We start from the raw sequence: 15,007 nt of genomic DNA, 5'->3' as shown, positions 1-15,007 counted from the left end.
CGATCCGGCCCGTTGTCCACTATGGCCGCCGCGGCGAGCCGATCTCCTCCGGCGCCTCGGCGTCGACGGCCGACTGCTCGGCGTCGCGTTGCGCGGGCACGGCCGGTGGCGTCGCGGCCGCGGCACTCGCCGCGCCCCGGCGCTGGATCTTCCGGAACAGCAGCAGTACGGGGATCGTGCAGATCAGCGGTCCGATGATGGCCAGCGGTCGGGTCAGCCACCAGCCCAGGTCCACGTCGGCGGGCTTGTCCATGTCGTAGCGCAGCCACAGCCAGGTCAGGAACAGGAACAGCGCCATGCCGGTGGTGTGCACCAGGTACAGCGGCAGCGAGAACTCGTTGATCAGTTCATTGAGGCGTTTCCAGCGTGGGCGTTCCAGCAGGATCTGCATCCGGGGTCGCAGCAGCTCGGCGAATCCGATCTGGAACAGCAGCAGCGCCACGATGACGAAGGTGGGCGGGGCCATGTTCGAGAAGCGCTCGCCCGGCACACCGACCATGGAGCCCGGATACAGCCCCGACCCGACGAGTCCCACCAGGCCGAACAGCCCTGCCCAGAGCAGGGCCCAGTCGTTGCGGCGGGGTGAGTCGACCACGTTCTGGTAGAAGAAGCCGGCCTGGTGGGCCAGGCCCCACACCAGCACCATGTTGAGCCAGCCGATGTCCTCCAGGCCCTTGCCGAAGCGGGCCACGTCGACCACCATCGCCGCACCGGCCAGCCAGACCAGGGCCAGCACGCCGACCTTCTTGTGCAGCCACAGGCCGAGCGGCAGCAGGGCGATGAGCATCAGGTACACGCCGAGGAACCACAGCGGGCTGACCACCAGCTTCACCGCCCGGCCGACGCCGGTGAGGTTGAAGTAGCTGCCGATCAGGCCGCCCACCGCGATCCACAGCAGCAGCACGATGCCGGCCGGGATGAGCAGCTGGCGGATGCGCCGCCAGACGAACGCGCCCATGCTGACCCCGCGTGCCCGCGCCCGCTCCCAGCTGCGGATGTGCACGAAGCCGCCGATGAAGAAGAACAGCGGCATGACCTGGAACAGCCAGGTCGCCAGCCACAGGCCGCGGGTGAAGCCGAGCGGGCTGGTGGCATGCGGGCCGTCGGCGCGCCAGTCGAGGATCGTGAACGCCCAGTGCCAGACCACGACCACGATCAGGCTCAACGCCCGGAGGAAGTCCACATAGGTGTCACGGCGCGCAGGGGCGGCGGCAGTGCTCATGAACCGCAGCATGCCACCGGCGTGGCGCGACCCGCCAGCGCGAATCCGACACCGGTTTCCCCGGTATTTCCCTGATGGCCGGGTCCGGGACCGCCCTCAGCCACGTAACCGCAGTCCACGGGGAGTGATCCGGAACCCGGCCGCCTCCAGCGCCGCGCCCAGCGGGCTGCCGGTGACGGACTCGCCGTCGGCCCGTTCCACGGTCAGTGGACCGAGCGCCCCGCTGGTCACCGCCTCGGTGAGCGACGCCGCCGCGGCGGCCATGACCGCCTCGTCGTCGCTGAAGGACAGCAGGGTGCGCCCGCCGCGCTCGACGTACAGGGCGAGCGCGCCGGAGACCAGGACGACCAGTGCGCCCGCCTTGCGGCCGGGGCGGTGGCCTTCGGTGGTGTGCGGCCAGGGCAGGGCGGCGCCGTACGGGTTGGCGGGGTCGGTGGCGGCCAGCACGAGAGCGCGGGGTGCCCCGTCGCGGGTGTCAGCGTACGAGCGCAGCCGGTCCACCGCTCCGGGCAGCGCGAACTGGGCCGCGCCCAGCCCTTCGACGAAGTAGCCGCGCCGGGCCGCGCCCCGGTCCTCCAGGGCGGCCAGCACCGGGTACACGGCGGCGAAACCGCCGGGCTGGTTCTCGGCGGCGACCGCGCCCCGGATCACCACGCCGTAGCGTTCCAGCAGCGCGTCGGCCAGTGCCGCGGCCCGCGCGGTCGGGTCGGTGTCCCGCTCACCGAGCGCGTGCCAGCGGCCTGCCGCGGCGGGCAGGTGCGCCGGTCCCCGGGCGGCGGCCAGGGAGCGGCCCCCGGTCAGGCTGGGCCGCCGGTAGCGGGCCCGGCCGGGGGTGGGCTTGGCCCGGTGCGCGCCGCCGCCGGACAGCCTCGCCCGCACCGGGGCGAGCGTGTCGTTGCCGACCAGCCCGGCCCAGACCAGGTCCCACAGCGCGGACAGCAGCTCGTCGTGCTCGGCCTCGATCTGGTCGGCGAGCTGCCGGAAGAACAGCGCGCCCCCGCCGAGCGCGCCCAGCAGAGCCTCGTGCACCCCGGTCTGGGCGAGTTCGGTGGGCGGGGGCAGCAGCAGCGGAGCGGCGTCGGCGAAGGCGAGCACGATCCAGCCGTCGTTGCCGCCGATCGGCCCCGCACCGGCCCACACGACCTCACCGGTGGCGCACAGCTCGTCCAGATAGGAGGGCCGGTAGTCGGCGACGCGCGCGGGCAGCACGAGGCGTTCCAGGGCCGAGGCGGGCACGGGCACGCCCTGGATCTGGTCGATGGCGGCGGCGACCGCGTCGATGCCCTCGCTGCGCCGCCCGATGTGCTGCCAGGCGGGCAGGAAGCGCCCGAGCACGTCCGGCGGCACCGGCTCGATCTCCTTGCGCAGCGCGGCCAGGCTGCGTCGCCGCAGGGTGCGTAGCACCTCCGCGTCGCACCACTCGATGAAGCCGCCGTCGGAGGACGCGGTGAACTCGCCCTGCACCAGCCGTCCCGAGGCGGACAGCCGCCGCAGCGTGTGCTCGACCACCGCCACGCCCAGCCCGAACCGGATCGCGCAGTCGTCGGCCCGGAACGGGCCGTGGGTGCGCGCGTACCGGCCGATCAGGTCGAGCAGGGGGTCGGCGACGGCGGCGGTGTACGCGGCGGGCAGGCCGGGCGGCAGGGCCACGCCGAGGGCGTCGCGGTAGCGGCCGGCGTCCTCGGCGATGATGTAGCGCTCCTGACCGGCGACCCGGACCGCCAGGACACGGCCGGTGCGGGCCAGCTCGTCGAGCCAGGCGGGCTCCACGCCGCGTTCGGTCAGCTCGTCGGGGGACAGGTCGCCGAGCTGGCGCAGCATCTCGACGGTGTCCTCGGCGTCGCGCACCCGCCGGTCGGTCCAGCGCAGCCGCAGCGCGGTCGCCTCGATGACCGCCGGGTCGAGCAGCTCGCGCAGCTCCACCCGGCCCAGCAGCTCCCCGAGCAGCGTCGGGTCCAGGGAGAGCGCGGCCGCCCGGCGCTCGGCCAGCGGGGTGTCCTCGCCGTACAGGAACGCGCCCACGTAACCGAACAGCAGCGAGCGGGCGAACGGCGACGGCTGCGGGGTGGCCACCTCGATCATGCGGATCCTGCGGGCGGCGATGTCGCGCATCATCGCCGACAGCGACGGCAGGTCGAACACGTCGCGCAGGCACTCCCGGGCCGCCTCCAGGGTCACCGGGAAGTCCGGGTACTCCCGGGCCACGTCGAGCAGCTGGGCGGCGCGCTGGCGCTGCTGCCACAGCGGCTGCCGCCGGCCCGGGTCGCGGCGCGGCAGCAGCAGCGAGCGGGCCGCGCACTCGCGGAACCGGGACGCGAACAGCGCCGACCCGCCGACCGTCTCGGCGACCAGCGGCTCGATCTCGTCGGCGTCGAAGGCGAACAGGTCCGCGCCCGGCGGCTCCTCGGCGGTCTCCGGCAGCCGGATCACGATGCCGTCGTCGGCGGCGTGCACCTGCGCGTCGACGCCGTAGCGTTCCCGCAGCCGCTGCCCGATGGCCAGCGCCCACGGCGCGTTGACCGGCGCGCCCAGCACGTTGTGCAGCACGATGCGCCAGTCGCCCAGCTCGTCGCGGAAGCGCTCGACCAGCACGGTCCGGTCGTCCGGCAGGTGCCGGGTCGCCGCCCGCTGCTCCTCCAGGTAAGCCGTGAGGTTGCCCACGGCGGACGGGTCGAGGTTGTCGAATCCGGACGGGTTGCGCAGGAAGGCCCCCAGCGCCTTGCCGAGCGCGACGGGCCGCCCCGCCTGGTCGCCCTTCCAGAACGGCAGCCGGGCGGGCTGGCCCGGGGCGGGGGAGACCAGCACCCGGTCGGGCGTGATGTCCTCGATGCGCCACGAGCTGGTGCCCAGCGCGAAGACGTCGCCGACGCGGGACTCGTACACCATCTCTTCGTCCAGCTCGCCGACCCGTGACGCCTTCTCCGACCCGGCCAGGAACACGCCGAACAGGCCGCGGTCGGGGATGGTGCCGCCGGAGGTGACCGCCAGTCGCTGGTTGCCGGGGCGGCCGGTGAGCCGGTCGGCCGCGCGGTCCCAGACGATGCGCGGGCGCAGCTCGGCGAAGGCCGTCGACGGGTAGCGCCCGGCCAGCATGTCCAGCACCGCGTGCAGGGCCGACTCGGGCAGCGCCGCGAACGGCGCGGCCCGGCGCACCAGGGCCGCCAGCTCGGCGACGGTCCACTCGTCCAGAGCCGTCATCGCCACGATGTGCTGTGCGAGCACATCAAGGGGGCTGTGCGGGAAGGTCAGCGGCTCCAGCTTGCCGCCGGTCATCCGGCCCGCGACCACGGCGCAGGACAGCAGGTCGCCGCGGTGCGTCGGGAACACCACGCCGCGCGAGACCGCGCCGACCTGGTGCCCGGCGCGACCGACCCGCTGCAGCCCGGCGGCCACGCTGGGCGGCGCGCCGACCTGCACGACCAGGTCGACCGCGCCCATGTCGATGCCGAGTTCGAGGCTGGAGGTGGCGACCACGGCGGGCAGCCGCCCGGACTTCAGCTCCTCCTCGATCTGCTTGCGCTCCTCCTTGGACACCGAGCCGTGGTGCGCGCGGGCGATCTGCGGCGCGGCCCCGTACGACGCGCCGGACTGGGCCATGATCTGCGCGGGCGGCGGCACCGCCGTGACCAGCCGCTCGGCCGCCAGTTCGTTGAGCCGGGCGCAGAGGCGCTCCGCGCCGCGGCGGGAGTTGGTGAAGACGATGGTGCTGCGGTGCTCGCCGATCAGCTCGTACACCCGCTCCTCGACCGCGGGCCAGATCGAGGCCCGGCGCGGGCCCTCGTCGTCGGCGTGGCCCTCGTCGAGCGCGGTCATGTCCTCGACCGGCACCTCGACGCTGACCTCGATGGTCTTGGCGGACTTCGGCTGCACCACGCGCACCGGCGCGGCCCCGCCCAGGAACTGCGCCGCCGCCTCGACCGGCTCGACCGTCGCCGACAGCCCGATCCGCTGTGCCGGTCCGGCCAGCAGCGCGTCCAGCCGCTCCAGGGACAGCGCCAGGTGCGCGCCGCGTTTGGTGCCGGTGACCGCGTGCACCTCGTCGACGATCACCGTCTCCACGCCGCGCAGCGACTCCCGCGCCTGGGAGGTGAGCAGCAGGAACAGTGACTCGGGGGTGGTGATCAGGATGTCCGGCGGCCGCCGGTTGAAGGTGCGGCGTTCCTCCGTGGGTGTGTCGCCCGTACGCATGCCGACCGTGATGTCCGGTTCGGGTAGCCCGAGGCGGGCCGCGGCGTGCCGGATGCCGGTGAGCGGGGTGCGCAGATTGCGCTCGACGTCCACGGCCAGGGCCTTGAGCGGGCTGACGTAGAGCACGCGGCAGCGCCGGGTGGGGTCCTCGGGCAGGGGCTCGTGGGCCAGCCGGTCCAGCGCCCACAGGAACGCCGCCAGGGTCTTGCCGGAGCCGGTCGGGGCCACGACCAGGGCGTGGTCACCGGCGCTGACGGCTTTCCAGGCGCCCGCCTGGGCCGGAGTGGGGGCGGCGAAGGCCGCGTCGAACCAGGCCTGCGTGGCAGGGCCGAACGGGGCGGCGGGCGTGTCCATCACCGCCCATCCTGCCCTCCGCCACCGACAATCGCCTGGCACACCTACGCGGTCTCGTCCGGGTGATGCCGCAGGTGAGGCGTTAACCACACGCTCCGCGCGGGTAGGCCCAGTCAATGAGACGGTTTCGTTGGGAGTCTTGCCCGGATGCGCCCGAATCACGTACCGTCTTGCTCACGATGAGTAGTCCATCGAACACGGTGTGCGGAGGGTGAGCATGACCGAACGACAGACCACACCGGCAGTCGACAGGAAGAACAGCCGCCACGAATCGGACGTCCTGCTGCGCCAGCTCGACGGGCACCTCGCCCGGCTGCAGGCGGGCCAGTCCCAGTCCCAGCACTCCGGCCACGAGTTGGCCCTGGCCGAGCGCATCGCGGCGCACCTGCGCCAGCTGATCCGCGACACGGTGCGTGCCAGCGCCGTCGACCGGGCCCGCGTGCGCGCGGCCGTGCACTACTTCGTCGTGCGCAACCGCGACGCCCGGCACCCGCACACGCACGTGCGCCCCGCGCACGTCGACGTGTGGGTGGTCAACGACATCATCCGCGACCTCGGCCGCCACGACCTGCTGATCCCGGAGCCGGCCATCGCCTGAGCCCCGCCCGCCCCGCCGACGCGCGACCGGCCCTGAGCCGACCGCCGTTTTTTGTGGACGTCGGCGTCCCGTCGCTTATAGACGTTGGCCTATCACGTCGACTTCGATCGCCGAACTTTCGATGTGGTAGGCCGACGTCTTTTTTGTGTACGGGGTCGCGGCGGCCGCGTGGCCGATCGTGGTGCGGTCGGAGTGCGCGGGGTGGGTCAGGTCACGGACGAGGTGGCGAGTTTGACGCCGAAGCCGATGAACAGTGCGCCGATGGCGCTGGTGCCGGCCGCGGCCAGTCTGCGCCGACTGCGGAACGCGGCGGCCAGCCGGTTGCCGCTGAAGATGAGCGCGCTGAGGTAGAGCGCGCTGCAGATCTGCACGATGATCGCCAGCAGCAGGAACGACACGGCGGGGTACGCGTACCCCGGGTCGACGAACTGGATGAAGAACGAGACGAAGAACAGGATCGCCTTCGGGTTCATCAGGCTGATCGTGAACGCCCGCCGGAACGCGTTCTCGGCCCTGGGCTCGACCTCCGGGGCGGGTGTGGCCGCCTGGCCCGCGGCCCGGTTGCGCCAGCCGCGGATCGCGCCGTACAGCATCTTCACGCCGACGAAGCCGAGGTAGGCGGCACCGGCGTACTTGACGACCATGAACAGCGCGGGCACGGCGCGCAGCAGCGAGGCCATGCCCGCGGCGGAGACCAGCATGAGCACACCGTCGCCGCAGAAGACACCCATCGCGCCGCGGTAGCCCTGGCGTACGCCGCGCCGGGCCGCGACGGCGAGCACGTACAGCGAGTTCGGGCCGGGCAGCAGGACGATCGCGATCGTGCCGAGCACGTAGGTGTAAAGGTCGGTAACGCCGAGCATGCCTTACATCCTCTCGTGGTCGCTGCTGTCACAGCGTCGTCCGATAGGCCATCTCGGCACGTGCTTTACGTCACCGCTGAGCCCGTCCCCTCGCCTCGGCCCCTACGAGCGCCACCGCAGACCTTGACGACCTGTGGTCGCCCTGGCGACCGTGAACCGTCAAGATCTGCCGCTGCCGCTGCCGCTGCCGCTGCCGCTGCCGCTGCCGCTGCCGTGCCGTCGCACCGGCGGAGGGGGAACTGGAAGGCCTGCTCGCGGCGGGTGTGGCGTTAAGAAGGTGCCCTTCCTCTACGCGGAGCGATGTGAAGGTGCCCTTCCTTCGAGGTGGCGGCGGGCGGTGGGCCAGTCGGCGGCGAGCATGGAGAAGGTGACGGTGTCGCGCCACTGGCCGTCGTGGTGCATGCGGTGGTGGCGGAGGACGCCTTCGCGTTGCGCGCCGAGGCGGGCGATGGCGGCCTGGGAGCGCAGGTTGTTGTGGTGGGTGTGCCATTCGACGCGCTCGGCTCCGAGGACGTCGAAGGCGCGTTCGAGAAGGAGCAGCTTGGACTCGGTGTTGACGCCGGTGCGCCAGGCCTGGCGGCCCAGGAAGGTGTGGCCGATGCCGAGCTGGCGCTGCACCGTGTCGATGGCGTAGTACGAGGTGGTGCCGAGGATCTCGCCGGTGGCGGTGGCGCGCTGCACCCACGGGACCCGGTCGCCGCGGGCCTGCATGGCCAATGCGTCGGAGACGACGGCGGCCATCTCCTCGCGGTTGCGCGGAGCGGGCTTGTACAGCCAGCGCCAGACCTCCTCGTCGTTGCCGGCGGCGGCGTACAGGCCGTCGACGTGCGACATGTCCAGCGGCTCCAGGGTGACCACGGAGCCGCGCAGGACCGCCGGCTCGTGCCAGGGGCTGCGGTCGGTGCGCAGGTAGGCGGGGGCGGGCACGGTGACGCCGGGCGCGGGTTCGGCCGGGCCGGCGGTGACCCGCAGCGGCAGCACGCCCGCCCAGTACGGCAGGGAAAGGTCTTCCTCGTCGTCGCCGGCGGTGCCGGTGCGGGCGCGCACCGAGACCTCGTCGAGCGGGAGCGCGAGCAGCGCCGTCTGGGCGAGTTCCTTGGCCGACGGGGGACGGGAGCGGGCGGCGTGGCCCTCGCCGATCTTCTCGGCCAGCGCTGTGAAGACGCGCAGCTTCTCCTGCTTGTCGGTGACCAGGGTGGCGGTGCCGTGCGCGATGACCGAGCGGTAGTTGGCGCTGTGGTGGAACTGCGAGCGGGCCAGCACCAGGCCGTCCAGGTGGGTGACGCAGGCGGCGACGCGCAGGCCGGAGCGCGCCTGCAGGCCCATCCGGCCGCCGCTGGAGCCGTGCAGGTAGAGCGTGTCGTCGACGCGTACGTGCAGGGTGGGCAGCGCCCGGGGCTCGCCGTCGAGCACGAAGGAGAGGGTGCAGTGCCAGGCTTCGTCGAGGATCGCGTGCGCGGCGCTGCGCTCGTAGGACATGCGCTCGCGCATCCGCAGTGCGGTGGTGCGCGAGGTCTGCGGGTAGGTGGTCACGCCCGCCTCCTTGACTCGAATAATGTATTAGTACATACTTGCCTTTGTGACAGTACGATATCCGATCACCGGGGGCACGGCAACGGCGATCGCGTCCTGCGTCGAGGAGGGTGTACGCCGCGGCGCGCTCACGCCCGGGGAAGCGCTGCCCAGCGTGCGCGCGCTGGCCGCGGAGCTGGCGATCAGCCCGGCCACCGTCTCCGCCGCCTACCAGCGGCTGCGTGACCGGGGCATCGTGGTGACCGCGGGCCGCCACGGCACCCGGGTGCGCCCGGTGACCCCGATCGCGACCGGCCGGGCGGCGCGCGTCGTGCCCGAGGGCGTACGCGACCTGTCCGACGGCGAGCCGAATCCGGCCCTGCTGCCCGCACTCGCCCCGGTGCTGCGGCGCGTGGCGGACTCGTTCGCCGCCGGTGCGGCCGCGCTGCGCTACGCCGACGGCGGGCCGCTGCCGGAGCTGCTCGAACAGGCCCGCACGCGGTTGACGGGGTTGCCGGACGGTGCGGCGTACACCCTGGTCAATGGGGCTTTGGACGGGATCGACCGGCTGTTCGGCGCACGGCTGCGGCCCGGCGACAGAGTGGCCGTGGAGGATCCCGGCTGGGCTGCGCTGCTGCACCTGATCGCGGCACACGGCCTGGTGCCGGTGTCCATGCCGGTCGACGACGACGGGCCGCTGCCGGACGGGGTGCGCGCGGCCGTCGCGGCCGGCGTCCGCGCCGCGGTTATCACGACGCGGGCGCAGAACCCGACCGGCGGCGCGGTGGGCGCCGAGCGGGCGGCGCGACTGCGGCCGCTGCTGCGCGACGTGTTCGTGATCGAGGACGACCACGCCGGGGAGCTCGCGGCGGTGCCGTCGCACCCGGTCGCCGGCGGGTCGCACTGGGCCTACGTGCGCAGCGCCAGCAAGCCGTACGGCCCCGACCTGCGCTGTGCGGTGCTCGCCGGGGACCCGGAGACGGTGTCGCGGGTGGAGGGGCGGCTGCGGCTCGGGCCGGGCTGGGTGTCCGGGCTGCTCCAGCGGACCCTGCTGGAGTTGTGGCGGGACCCGGCGGCGCGGCGGGCGGTGGCGGCGGCCGGGCGGGTGTACGACGAGCGCCGGGACGCCCTGGTCGCGGCGTTGAGCCGGCGGGGAGTGGCGGCGAGCGGGCGGACCGGGATCAACGTGTGGGTGCCCGTGCCCGACGAGACCGGGGCGGTGACGGCGCTGCGGGACGCCGGGTTCGCGGTGGCCCCGGGGCACGTGTTCCGCACCGCCGCCGGGCCCGGGATCCGGATCACGATCGCGACGCTGCGCGCCGAGGAGGTGGAGCCGCTGGCCGCGGCCGTGGCCAGCGCCGTGCTCCCGGCTCAGGGCGCGGTGCTGCGCTGACCCGGCTTGTCATCGACGTCGGCCTATCACATCGACTCCGATCGACGGAAACTCGATGTGATGGGCCGACGTCGGTTCAAAAGCGGGCGGTCAGCCGAAGAGGTCCTCGAAGAAGGACTCCTGGTGCTTGTGCTTCTTGTGGTGGCCGTGGCCGTGGTCGTCAGAGCGGTGCTGGTCGTGGCGGGGGTATGACGAGTCGTGGTGGCCGTGCTGCTGCGGGGGCGGCGGCGGGGCCTGCTGCCGGCTGCCGTGCCAGGCGTTCTCGGCCGCGGTCAGCCGCTCCAGCTCGCCGCGGTCGAGGAAGATGCCGCGGCAGTCGGTGCACTGGTCGACGGTGACGCCGTTGCGCTCGTACTGCCGCATCTGTCCGTGGCATTTCGGGCATGTCATCTGCATGCGCCCGAGCCTAGCGAGTCGCGTCCAGAGTCGATCATGGGTAATCCGCGGGCCGGGAGCCGGGCCGGGCCGTACGGTGGCGGCATGACGACGTTGCACGGCGAGCGGGTCACGCTACGGCCGGCCGGCCCGGAGGACGTGGACGGCCTCGCCGCGATCCGGGCCACGCCGGAGGTCCGCGTCCGGTGGCAGGGCGAGGATCTCGCCGCGGAGATCAAGGACGACCTGGCCGATCCCGATCTCGAACTGCTGGCGATCGAGCACGAGGGGCGGGTCGTCGGCGCCATCCAGTGGCACGAGGAGACCGACGCCATGTACCGGCACGCGGGCATGGACCTGTACCTCGACCCCGTGGTGCACGGCCGCGGCCTGGGCTCCGACGCGGTGCGCACCCTGTCCCGGCACCTGATCCACGAGCTGGGGCACCACCGGCTCGTGATCGACCCGGCCGCGGACAACACCGCGGCCATCGCCTGCTACGCCAAGGTCGGCTTTCAGCCGGTGGGCGTGATGCGCCGGTACGAACTCGGCCCCGACGGCTCCTGGCACGACGGCCTCCTGATGGATCTGCTCCCCGACGACCTGCGCTAGGGGCGACCGGCCGGGGGCGGGGCGGCGCGGACGGGCGCGGTCGGGCAAGGTAGAGCAAGCGCCCACACCCCTTACGCCCCCGGGAGCCCCTCATGACGTCCGCCGTCGCCGCGTACAGCGCGGTCCAGGCCAGGACCATCCGCCTGCTCATGGTCGTCGAGGTCGTCAGCGGTCTGGGCGTGGCCATGGGCATCTCGGTCGGTGCGCTGCTCACCAGGGCGATGGCGGGAACCGCCCTGTCCGGGGTGGCGCAGAGCGCGGCGGTCGTCGGCGGCGGGGTGCTGGCCGTGCCGGCCGCGGCCCTGATGAGCCGGTACGGCAGGCGGCCCGGCCTGGCCCTGTGCTACCTCACCGGCGCGGTCGGCGGCGTGGCGGTGCTGGCCTCGGCGACGCTCGACTCGATCCCGCTGCTGTTCGTCGGCTTCTTCCTGTTCGGCGCGGGCAGCACGGCGAAGCTGCAGTCCCGCTACGCAGCGACCGACCTGGCCGAGCCGCAGCGCCGGGGCCGTCAGCTGTCGCTGGTGGTGTGGTCGACCACGTTCGGCGCGGTGGTCGGCCCGAACCTGGCCGCCCCGCTGGGTGGTTCACTGTCCCGCTTCGGCATCCCCGAGCTGGCCGGCCCGTTCGCCTTCGCCTCCGTGTCGTTCCTGATCAGCGCCTTGCTGCTCACCCTGTTCCTGCGCCCCGACCCGCTGCTGCTGGCGCAGACCGCGGCCGGTGTACGCACCCCGGTCGGCCAAACCCCGGCGACTGCCGGAGCGGCGCTGCCCACGGGCGCGGCGCCGACCGGTGGCCCGGCGGTCGCCGCGGGTGCAGCGGCCGGTGGCGTCGCGGCGGCGGCCGGGGAGGGCACGGCCGACAGGGTGGCGGGCGGCAGCACAGCCGAGCGGCACACGCTGGGCTCGGCGGCGCGGGCGGTGCTGGCCTCGCCGGCCGCCCGGCTGGGCATGACCGCGATGGCGCTGGGCCACCTGGTCATGGTCGCGGTGATGGCGATGACGCCGGTGCACATCGGCGAGACCCACAGCGCTCCGGACACGCTGCGCATCGTCGGCTTCGTGCTGAGCGTGCACGTGGCCGGCATGTACGGCCTGTCGCCCGTGGTGGGCTGGCTCACCGACCGGGTGGGCCGGGTGCCGGTGATCCTGGGCGGGGTGGCGCTGCTCATCGCCGCGTGCGCACTCGCCGCGACCGCGGGCCACGACACGGCGCTGCTCACGGTGGCGCTGCTGACCCTGGGGCTCGGCTGGTCCGGGACCATGGTGGCCGGCTCGACGCTGTTCACCGAGTCGCTGCCGGCGGCGGTCAAGCCCCGCGCGCAGGGGCTTTCCGATCTGGTGACCGGCCTGTCCGGGGCGACCGCCGGGGTGCTGTCCGGGGTCGTGGTCGAGCTGTCCGGGTACGCGGTGCTCGCCCTGCTCGCCGCGCTGGCCACGATCCCGCTGATCGCGCTGGCGCTGCGGCCCTCCACGCTCGCCGCCGTGAAGGTGGCAGACTAGCCCGATGCGACGGACCGACTTCTACGAACGGCTGACCGAGGTCTTCGGCCCGACCTACGCCGCCAGCGTCGCCGCTGACCAGGTGCTGCCGCAGCTGGGCGGGCGGACGATCGACACCGCCCTGGCCGACGGTGAGGAAGTGCACGTGATCTGGCGTGCCGTGTGCGACCAGTACGCCGAACGGGTGCCCGGCCGCCTCCGCTGACCCGTATGCGTGTGCGAGCACACCTACGGCGTGGCAGGATGGCGCTCGTACACGTGTTCGGCTATCGTCCACAACCAGTGCTTGTGCATGCCGTGGTTGTCCACAGGCCCGGCGTGCCCGTATCGCCTTTGTCGGACCCAGCGCCTAGCGTGTCGGCGTGACGAAGAAGGCTGCGAAGTCGGCGACTGACAGTGCCCTAAAAGAGGTGGCGACGAAGATGGCGGCTAACCCCGATAAGAGCAAGGCTCTCGACCTGGCGCTCGCCCAGATCGACAAGCAGTTCGGCAAGGGCTCGGTGATGCGCCTCGGCGAGCGGCCGCAGGTGCAGATGGCGATCATCCCCACCGGCTCGATCGCGCTGGACGTGGCGCTGGGCATCGGCGGCCTGCCGCGCGGGCGCATCGTCGAGATCTACGGCCCGGAGTCCAGCGGCAAGACCTCGCTGGCCCTGCACGCGATCGCGAACGTGCAGCGCTCCGGCGGCATCGCGGCGATCATCGACGCCGAGCACGCCCTCGACCCGGAATACGCCAAGGCCCTCGGCGTCGACACCGACGCCCTGCTGGTCTCCCAGCCGGACACCGGTGAGCAGGCGCTGGAGATCGCGGACATGCTGGTCCGCTCCGGTGCGCTGGACCTGATCGTGATCGACTCGGTGGCGGCGCTGGTGCCCCGCGCCGAGATCGAGGGTGAGATGGGCGACAGCCACGTCGGTCTGCAGGCGCGTCTGATGAGCCAGGCGCTGCGCAAGATGACCGGTGGCCTGCACAGCTCGAACACCACCGCGATCTTCATCAACCAGCTGCGCGAGAAGATCGGCGTCATGTTCGGCAGCCCGGAGACCACCACCGGTGGCAAGGCGCTGAAGTTCTACGCCTCGGTGCGCATGGACATCCGCCGCATCGAGAGCCTGAAGGACGGCACCGAGGTCGTGGGTAACCGCACCCGCGTCAAGGTGGTCAAGAACAAGGTCGCCTCGCCGTTCAAGCAGGCCGAGTTCGACATCATGTACGGCAAGGGCATCTCGCGTGAGGGTTCGCTGATCGACGTGGGCGTCGAGCAGAACATCATCCGCAAGGCCGGTGCCTGGTACACGTACGAGGGCGACCAGCTGGGCCAGGGCAAGGAGAAGGCGCGCGAGTTCCTCAAGGAGAACCCGGACGTCGCCGCCGAGATCGAGAAGAAGATCCTGGAGAAGCTGGGCGTCGGCCAGTCGAGCGTGTCGGACGCCGCGGGCGGCCCGGCGCTGCCGCCGGTCGACTTCTGATCGACGCCTGAGAAGCCGACGAACCCATGACGGGACGACGCCGCGGTGCGCGCACCGGCCGGGGATGGGACGCGAAACCGCCCGCCCCGGCCCGGCCCGCGCGCCCCGGCGACGACGGCATGGGCCCGTCGGACGGTGCGGAGCTCGTGGACGACGGGTCACCGCGAGCCGAGCGGGCCGCGAAGCGGCAGGCGCAGCGCGACCCGCACGAGGTCGCGCGGGAGATCTGCCTGCGCCAGCTCGCGGTGCGGCCGCGCACCCGGGCGGAGCTGGCCGCCGCGATGCGGGCCAAGGACGTCGCCGACGAGGTCGCCGAGGCGGTGCTCGACCGCTACGACGAGGTCGGCATGATCGACGATGCGGCGTTCGCGCGGGCCTGGGTGTCCAGCCGCCATCACGGCAAGGGGCTGGCGTCCCGGGCACTGGGTCAGGAGCTGCGGCGGCGCGGCGTGGACGCCGAGGTGGTCACCGAGGCGCTGGCCGAGCTCGACGACGAGACCCAGGCGCAGACGGCGTACGAGCTGGCGGTGCGCAAGCTGCGCACGACGCGCGGCGAGCCGGACGCGGTGTTCCGGCGGGTGGTGGGCGCCCTGGCGCGCAAGGGCTACCCGGGCGGGATCGCGGTGCGTGCCGTGAAGGACGCCCTGGCCGCGCGCAGTGCCGAGGACGCGGAGCTGGCGGAGCTGCTCGACCCCGATCTTTTCGACACGCCGGAGCAGTGATTTTCTCGGCCTTCGGTCGGGTTCGCGACACGCCCGGCGCGGCGTGGGTTCGCCGGTCAGGTCACGGTTCGGCATCGGTGGGCTGCGTGACAACCGGACACAATGGGCGATGCGTCCGTCTTGGTGTCCGATCATGAGTTCTTGACCGGACCGCCATCGGCAACCTAGCCTCGCAGGAGAGGTATCACCGACCAGTA

12 protein-coding genes are annotated in these 15,007 nt (G+C 73.0%); 7 read left to right on the top strand and 5 right to left on the bottom strand.

What is annotated here, in order from left to right:
• Nucleotides 1-19 precede the first annotated feature (19 nt).
• Both AB0B35_RS13955 and AB0B35_RS13950 read right to left on the bottom strand, forming a co-directional pair.
• On the bottom strand, nt 20-1,222 hold the full coding sequence (locus tag AB0B35_RS13955; protein WP_361044807.1) for an acyltransferase: 1,203 nt from the start codon (nt 1,220-1,222) through the stop codon (nt 20-22).
• Nucleotides 1,223-1,318: 96 nt separating this feature from the next.
• Complete coding sequence (locus AB0B35_RS13950) at nt 1,319-5,764, bottom strand: ATP-dependent helicase (protein WP_361044804.1); 4,446 nt, start codon at nt 5,762-5,764, stop codon at nt 1,319-1,321.
• 217 nt (nt 5,765-5,981) lie between these two features.
• Here AB0B35_RS13950 and AB0B35_RS13945 point away from each other — a divergent pair, with 217 nt between their 5' ends.
• Nucleotides 5,982-6,362, top strand: a complete 381-nt coding sequence (locus AB0B35_RS13945; protein WP_361044802.1) for a hypothetical protein — start codon at nt 5,982-5,984, stop codon at nt 6,360-6,362.
• Between the two features lie 206 nt (nt 6,363-6,568).
• On the opposite strand, the gene leuE is transcribed toward AB0B35_RS13945, so the two are convergent.
• Nucleotides 6,569-7,225, bottom strand: coding sequence for a leucine efflux protein LeuE (gene leuE, locus AB0B35_RS13940; protein WP_361044799.1), 657 nt, complete (start codon nt 7,223-7,225; stop codon nt 6,569-6,571).
• A gap of 288 nt (nt 7,226-7,513) precedes the next feature.
• Nucleotides 7,514-8,716: a bifunctional pyridoxamine 5'-phosphate oxidase family protein/GNAT family N-acetyltransferase gene (locus AB0B35_RS13935; protein WP_361044958.1), complete on the bottom strand. Its 1,203-nt coding sequence runs from the start codon at nt 8,714-8,716 to the stop codon at nt 7,514-7,516.
• An 88-nt stretch (nt 8,717-8,804) separates the two neighbouring features.
• Here AB0B35_RS13935 and AB0B35_RS13930 point away from each other — a divergent pair, with 88 nt between their 5' ends.
• Nucleotides 8,805-10,130, top strand: a complete 1,326-nt coding sequence (locus tag AB0B35_RS13930) for an aminotransferase class I/II-fold pyridoxal phosphate-dependent enzyme (protein WP_361044796.1) — start codon at nt 8,805-8,807, stop codon at nt 10,128-10,130.
• 90 nt (nt 10,131-10,220) lie between these two features.
• Here AB0B35_RS13930 and AB0B35_RS13925 read toward each other — a convergent pair whose 3' ends face one another.
• Entirely contained in the window at nt 10,221-10,526 is a 306-nt protein-coding gene (locus tag AB0B35_RS13925) for a zf-TFIIB domain-containing protein (RefSeq protein ID WP_361044793.1), read from the bottom strand.
• A gap of 84 nt (nt 10,527-10,610) precedes the next feature.
• Here AB0B35_RS13925 and AB0B35_RS13920 point away from each other — a divergent pair, with 84 nt between their 5' ends.
• The 5 genes from AB0B35_RS13920 (at nt 10,611) to AB0B35_RS13900 (ending at nt 14,810) form a co-directional block, all read left to right on the top strand.
• Nucleotides 10,611-11,117 carry a GNAT family protein gene (locus AB0B35_RS13920; RefSeq protein ID WP_361044790.1) on the top strand — a complete coding sequence of 169 codons (507 nt, stop codon included), beginning with the start codon at nt 10,611-10,613 and terminating at the stop codon, nt 11,115-11,117.
• 92 nt (nt 11,118-11,209) lie between these two features.
• Nucleotides 11,210-12,616: an MFS transporter gene (locus tag AB0B35_RS13915; protein ID WP_361044787.1), complete on the top strand. Its 1,407-nt coding sequence runs from the start codon at nt 11,210-11,212 to the stop codon at nt 12,614-12,616.
• A gap of 4 nt (nt 12,617-12,620) precedes the next feature.
• Nucleotides 12,621-12,821: a DUF3046 domain-containing protein gene (locus tag AB0B35_RS13910; RefSeq protein ID WP_203693909.1), complete on the top strand. Its 201-nt coding sequence runs from the start codon at nt 12,621-12,623 to the stop codon at nt 12,819-12,821.
• A gap of 217 nt (nt 12,822-13,038) precedes the next feature.
• Nucleotides 13,039-14,088: a recombinase RecA gene (gene recA, locus AB0B35_RS13905; protein WP_203693961.1), complete on the top strand. Its 1,050-nt coding sequence runs from the start codon at nt 13,039-13,041 to the stop codon at nt 14,086-14,088.
• Between the two features lie 26 nt (nt 14,089-14,114).
• Nucleotides 14,115-14,810, top strand: a complete 696-nt coding sequence (locus AB0B35_RS13900) for a regulatory protein RecX (RefSeq protein WP_361044784.1) — start codon at nt 14,115-14,117, stop codon at nt 14,808-14,810.
• Nucleotides 14,811-15,007: the final 197 nt, after the last annotated feature.

It is taken from the genome of Catellatospora sp. NPDC049133, from assembly GCF_040648455.1.
In the GTDB taxonomy this organism is placed as follows: domain Bacteria; phylum Actinomycetota; class Actinomycetes; order Mycobacteriales; family Micromonosporaceae; genus Catellatospora; species Catellatospora aurea.
This window is presented reverse-complemented; position numbering and strand designations above follow the sequence as displayed.

Coding starts and splice junctions, on each gene's coding strand:
- AB0B35_RS13935 (WP_361044958.1), bottom strand. CDS start 8,716: ATGCGCGAGCGCATGTCCTACGAGCGCAGCGCCGCGCACGCGATCCTC.
- AB0B35_RS13920 (WP_361044790.1), top strand. CDS start 10,611: ATGACGACGTTGCACGGCGAGCGGGTCACGCTACGGCCGGCCGGCCCG.
- recA (WP_203693961.1), top strand. CDS start 13,039: ATGGCGGCTAACCCCGATAAGAGCAAGGCTCTCGACCTGGCGCTCGCC.
- AB0B35_RS13900 (WP_361044784.1), top strand. CDS start 14,115: ATGACGGGACGACGCCGCGGTGCGCGCACCGGCCGGGGATGGGACGCG.
- AB0B35_RS13945 (WP_361044802.1), top strand. CDS start 5,982: ATGACCGAACGACAGACCACACCGGCAGTCGACAGGAAGAACAGCCGC.
- AB0B35_RS13915 (WP_361044787.1), top strand. CDS start 11,210: ATGACGTCCGCCGTCGCCGCGTACAGCGCGGTCCAGGCCAGGACCATC.
- AB0B35_RS13910 (WP_203693909.1), top strand. CDS start 12,621: ATGCGACGGACCGACTTCTACGAACGGCTGACCGAGGTCTTCGGCCCG.
- leuE (WP_361044799.1), bottom strand. CDS start 7,225: ATGCTCGGCGTTACCGACCTTTACACCTACGTGCTCGGCACGATCGCG.
- AB0B35_RS13925 (WP_361044793.1), bottom strand. CDS start 10,526: ATGCAGATGACATGCCCGAAATGCCACGGACAGATGCGGCAGTACGAG.
- AB0B35_RS13950 (WP_361044804.1), bottom strand. CDS start 5,764: ATGGACACGCCCGCCGCCCCGTTCGGCCCTGCCACGCAGGCCTGGTTC.
- AB0B35_RS13955 (WP_361044807.1), bottom strand. CDS start 1,222: ATGAGCACTGCCGCCGCCCCTGCGCGCCGTGACACCTATGTGGACTTC.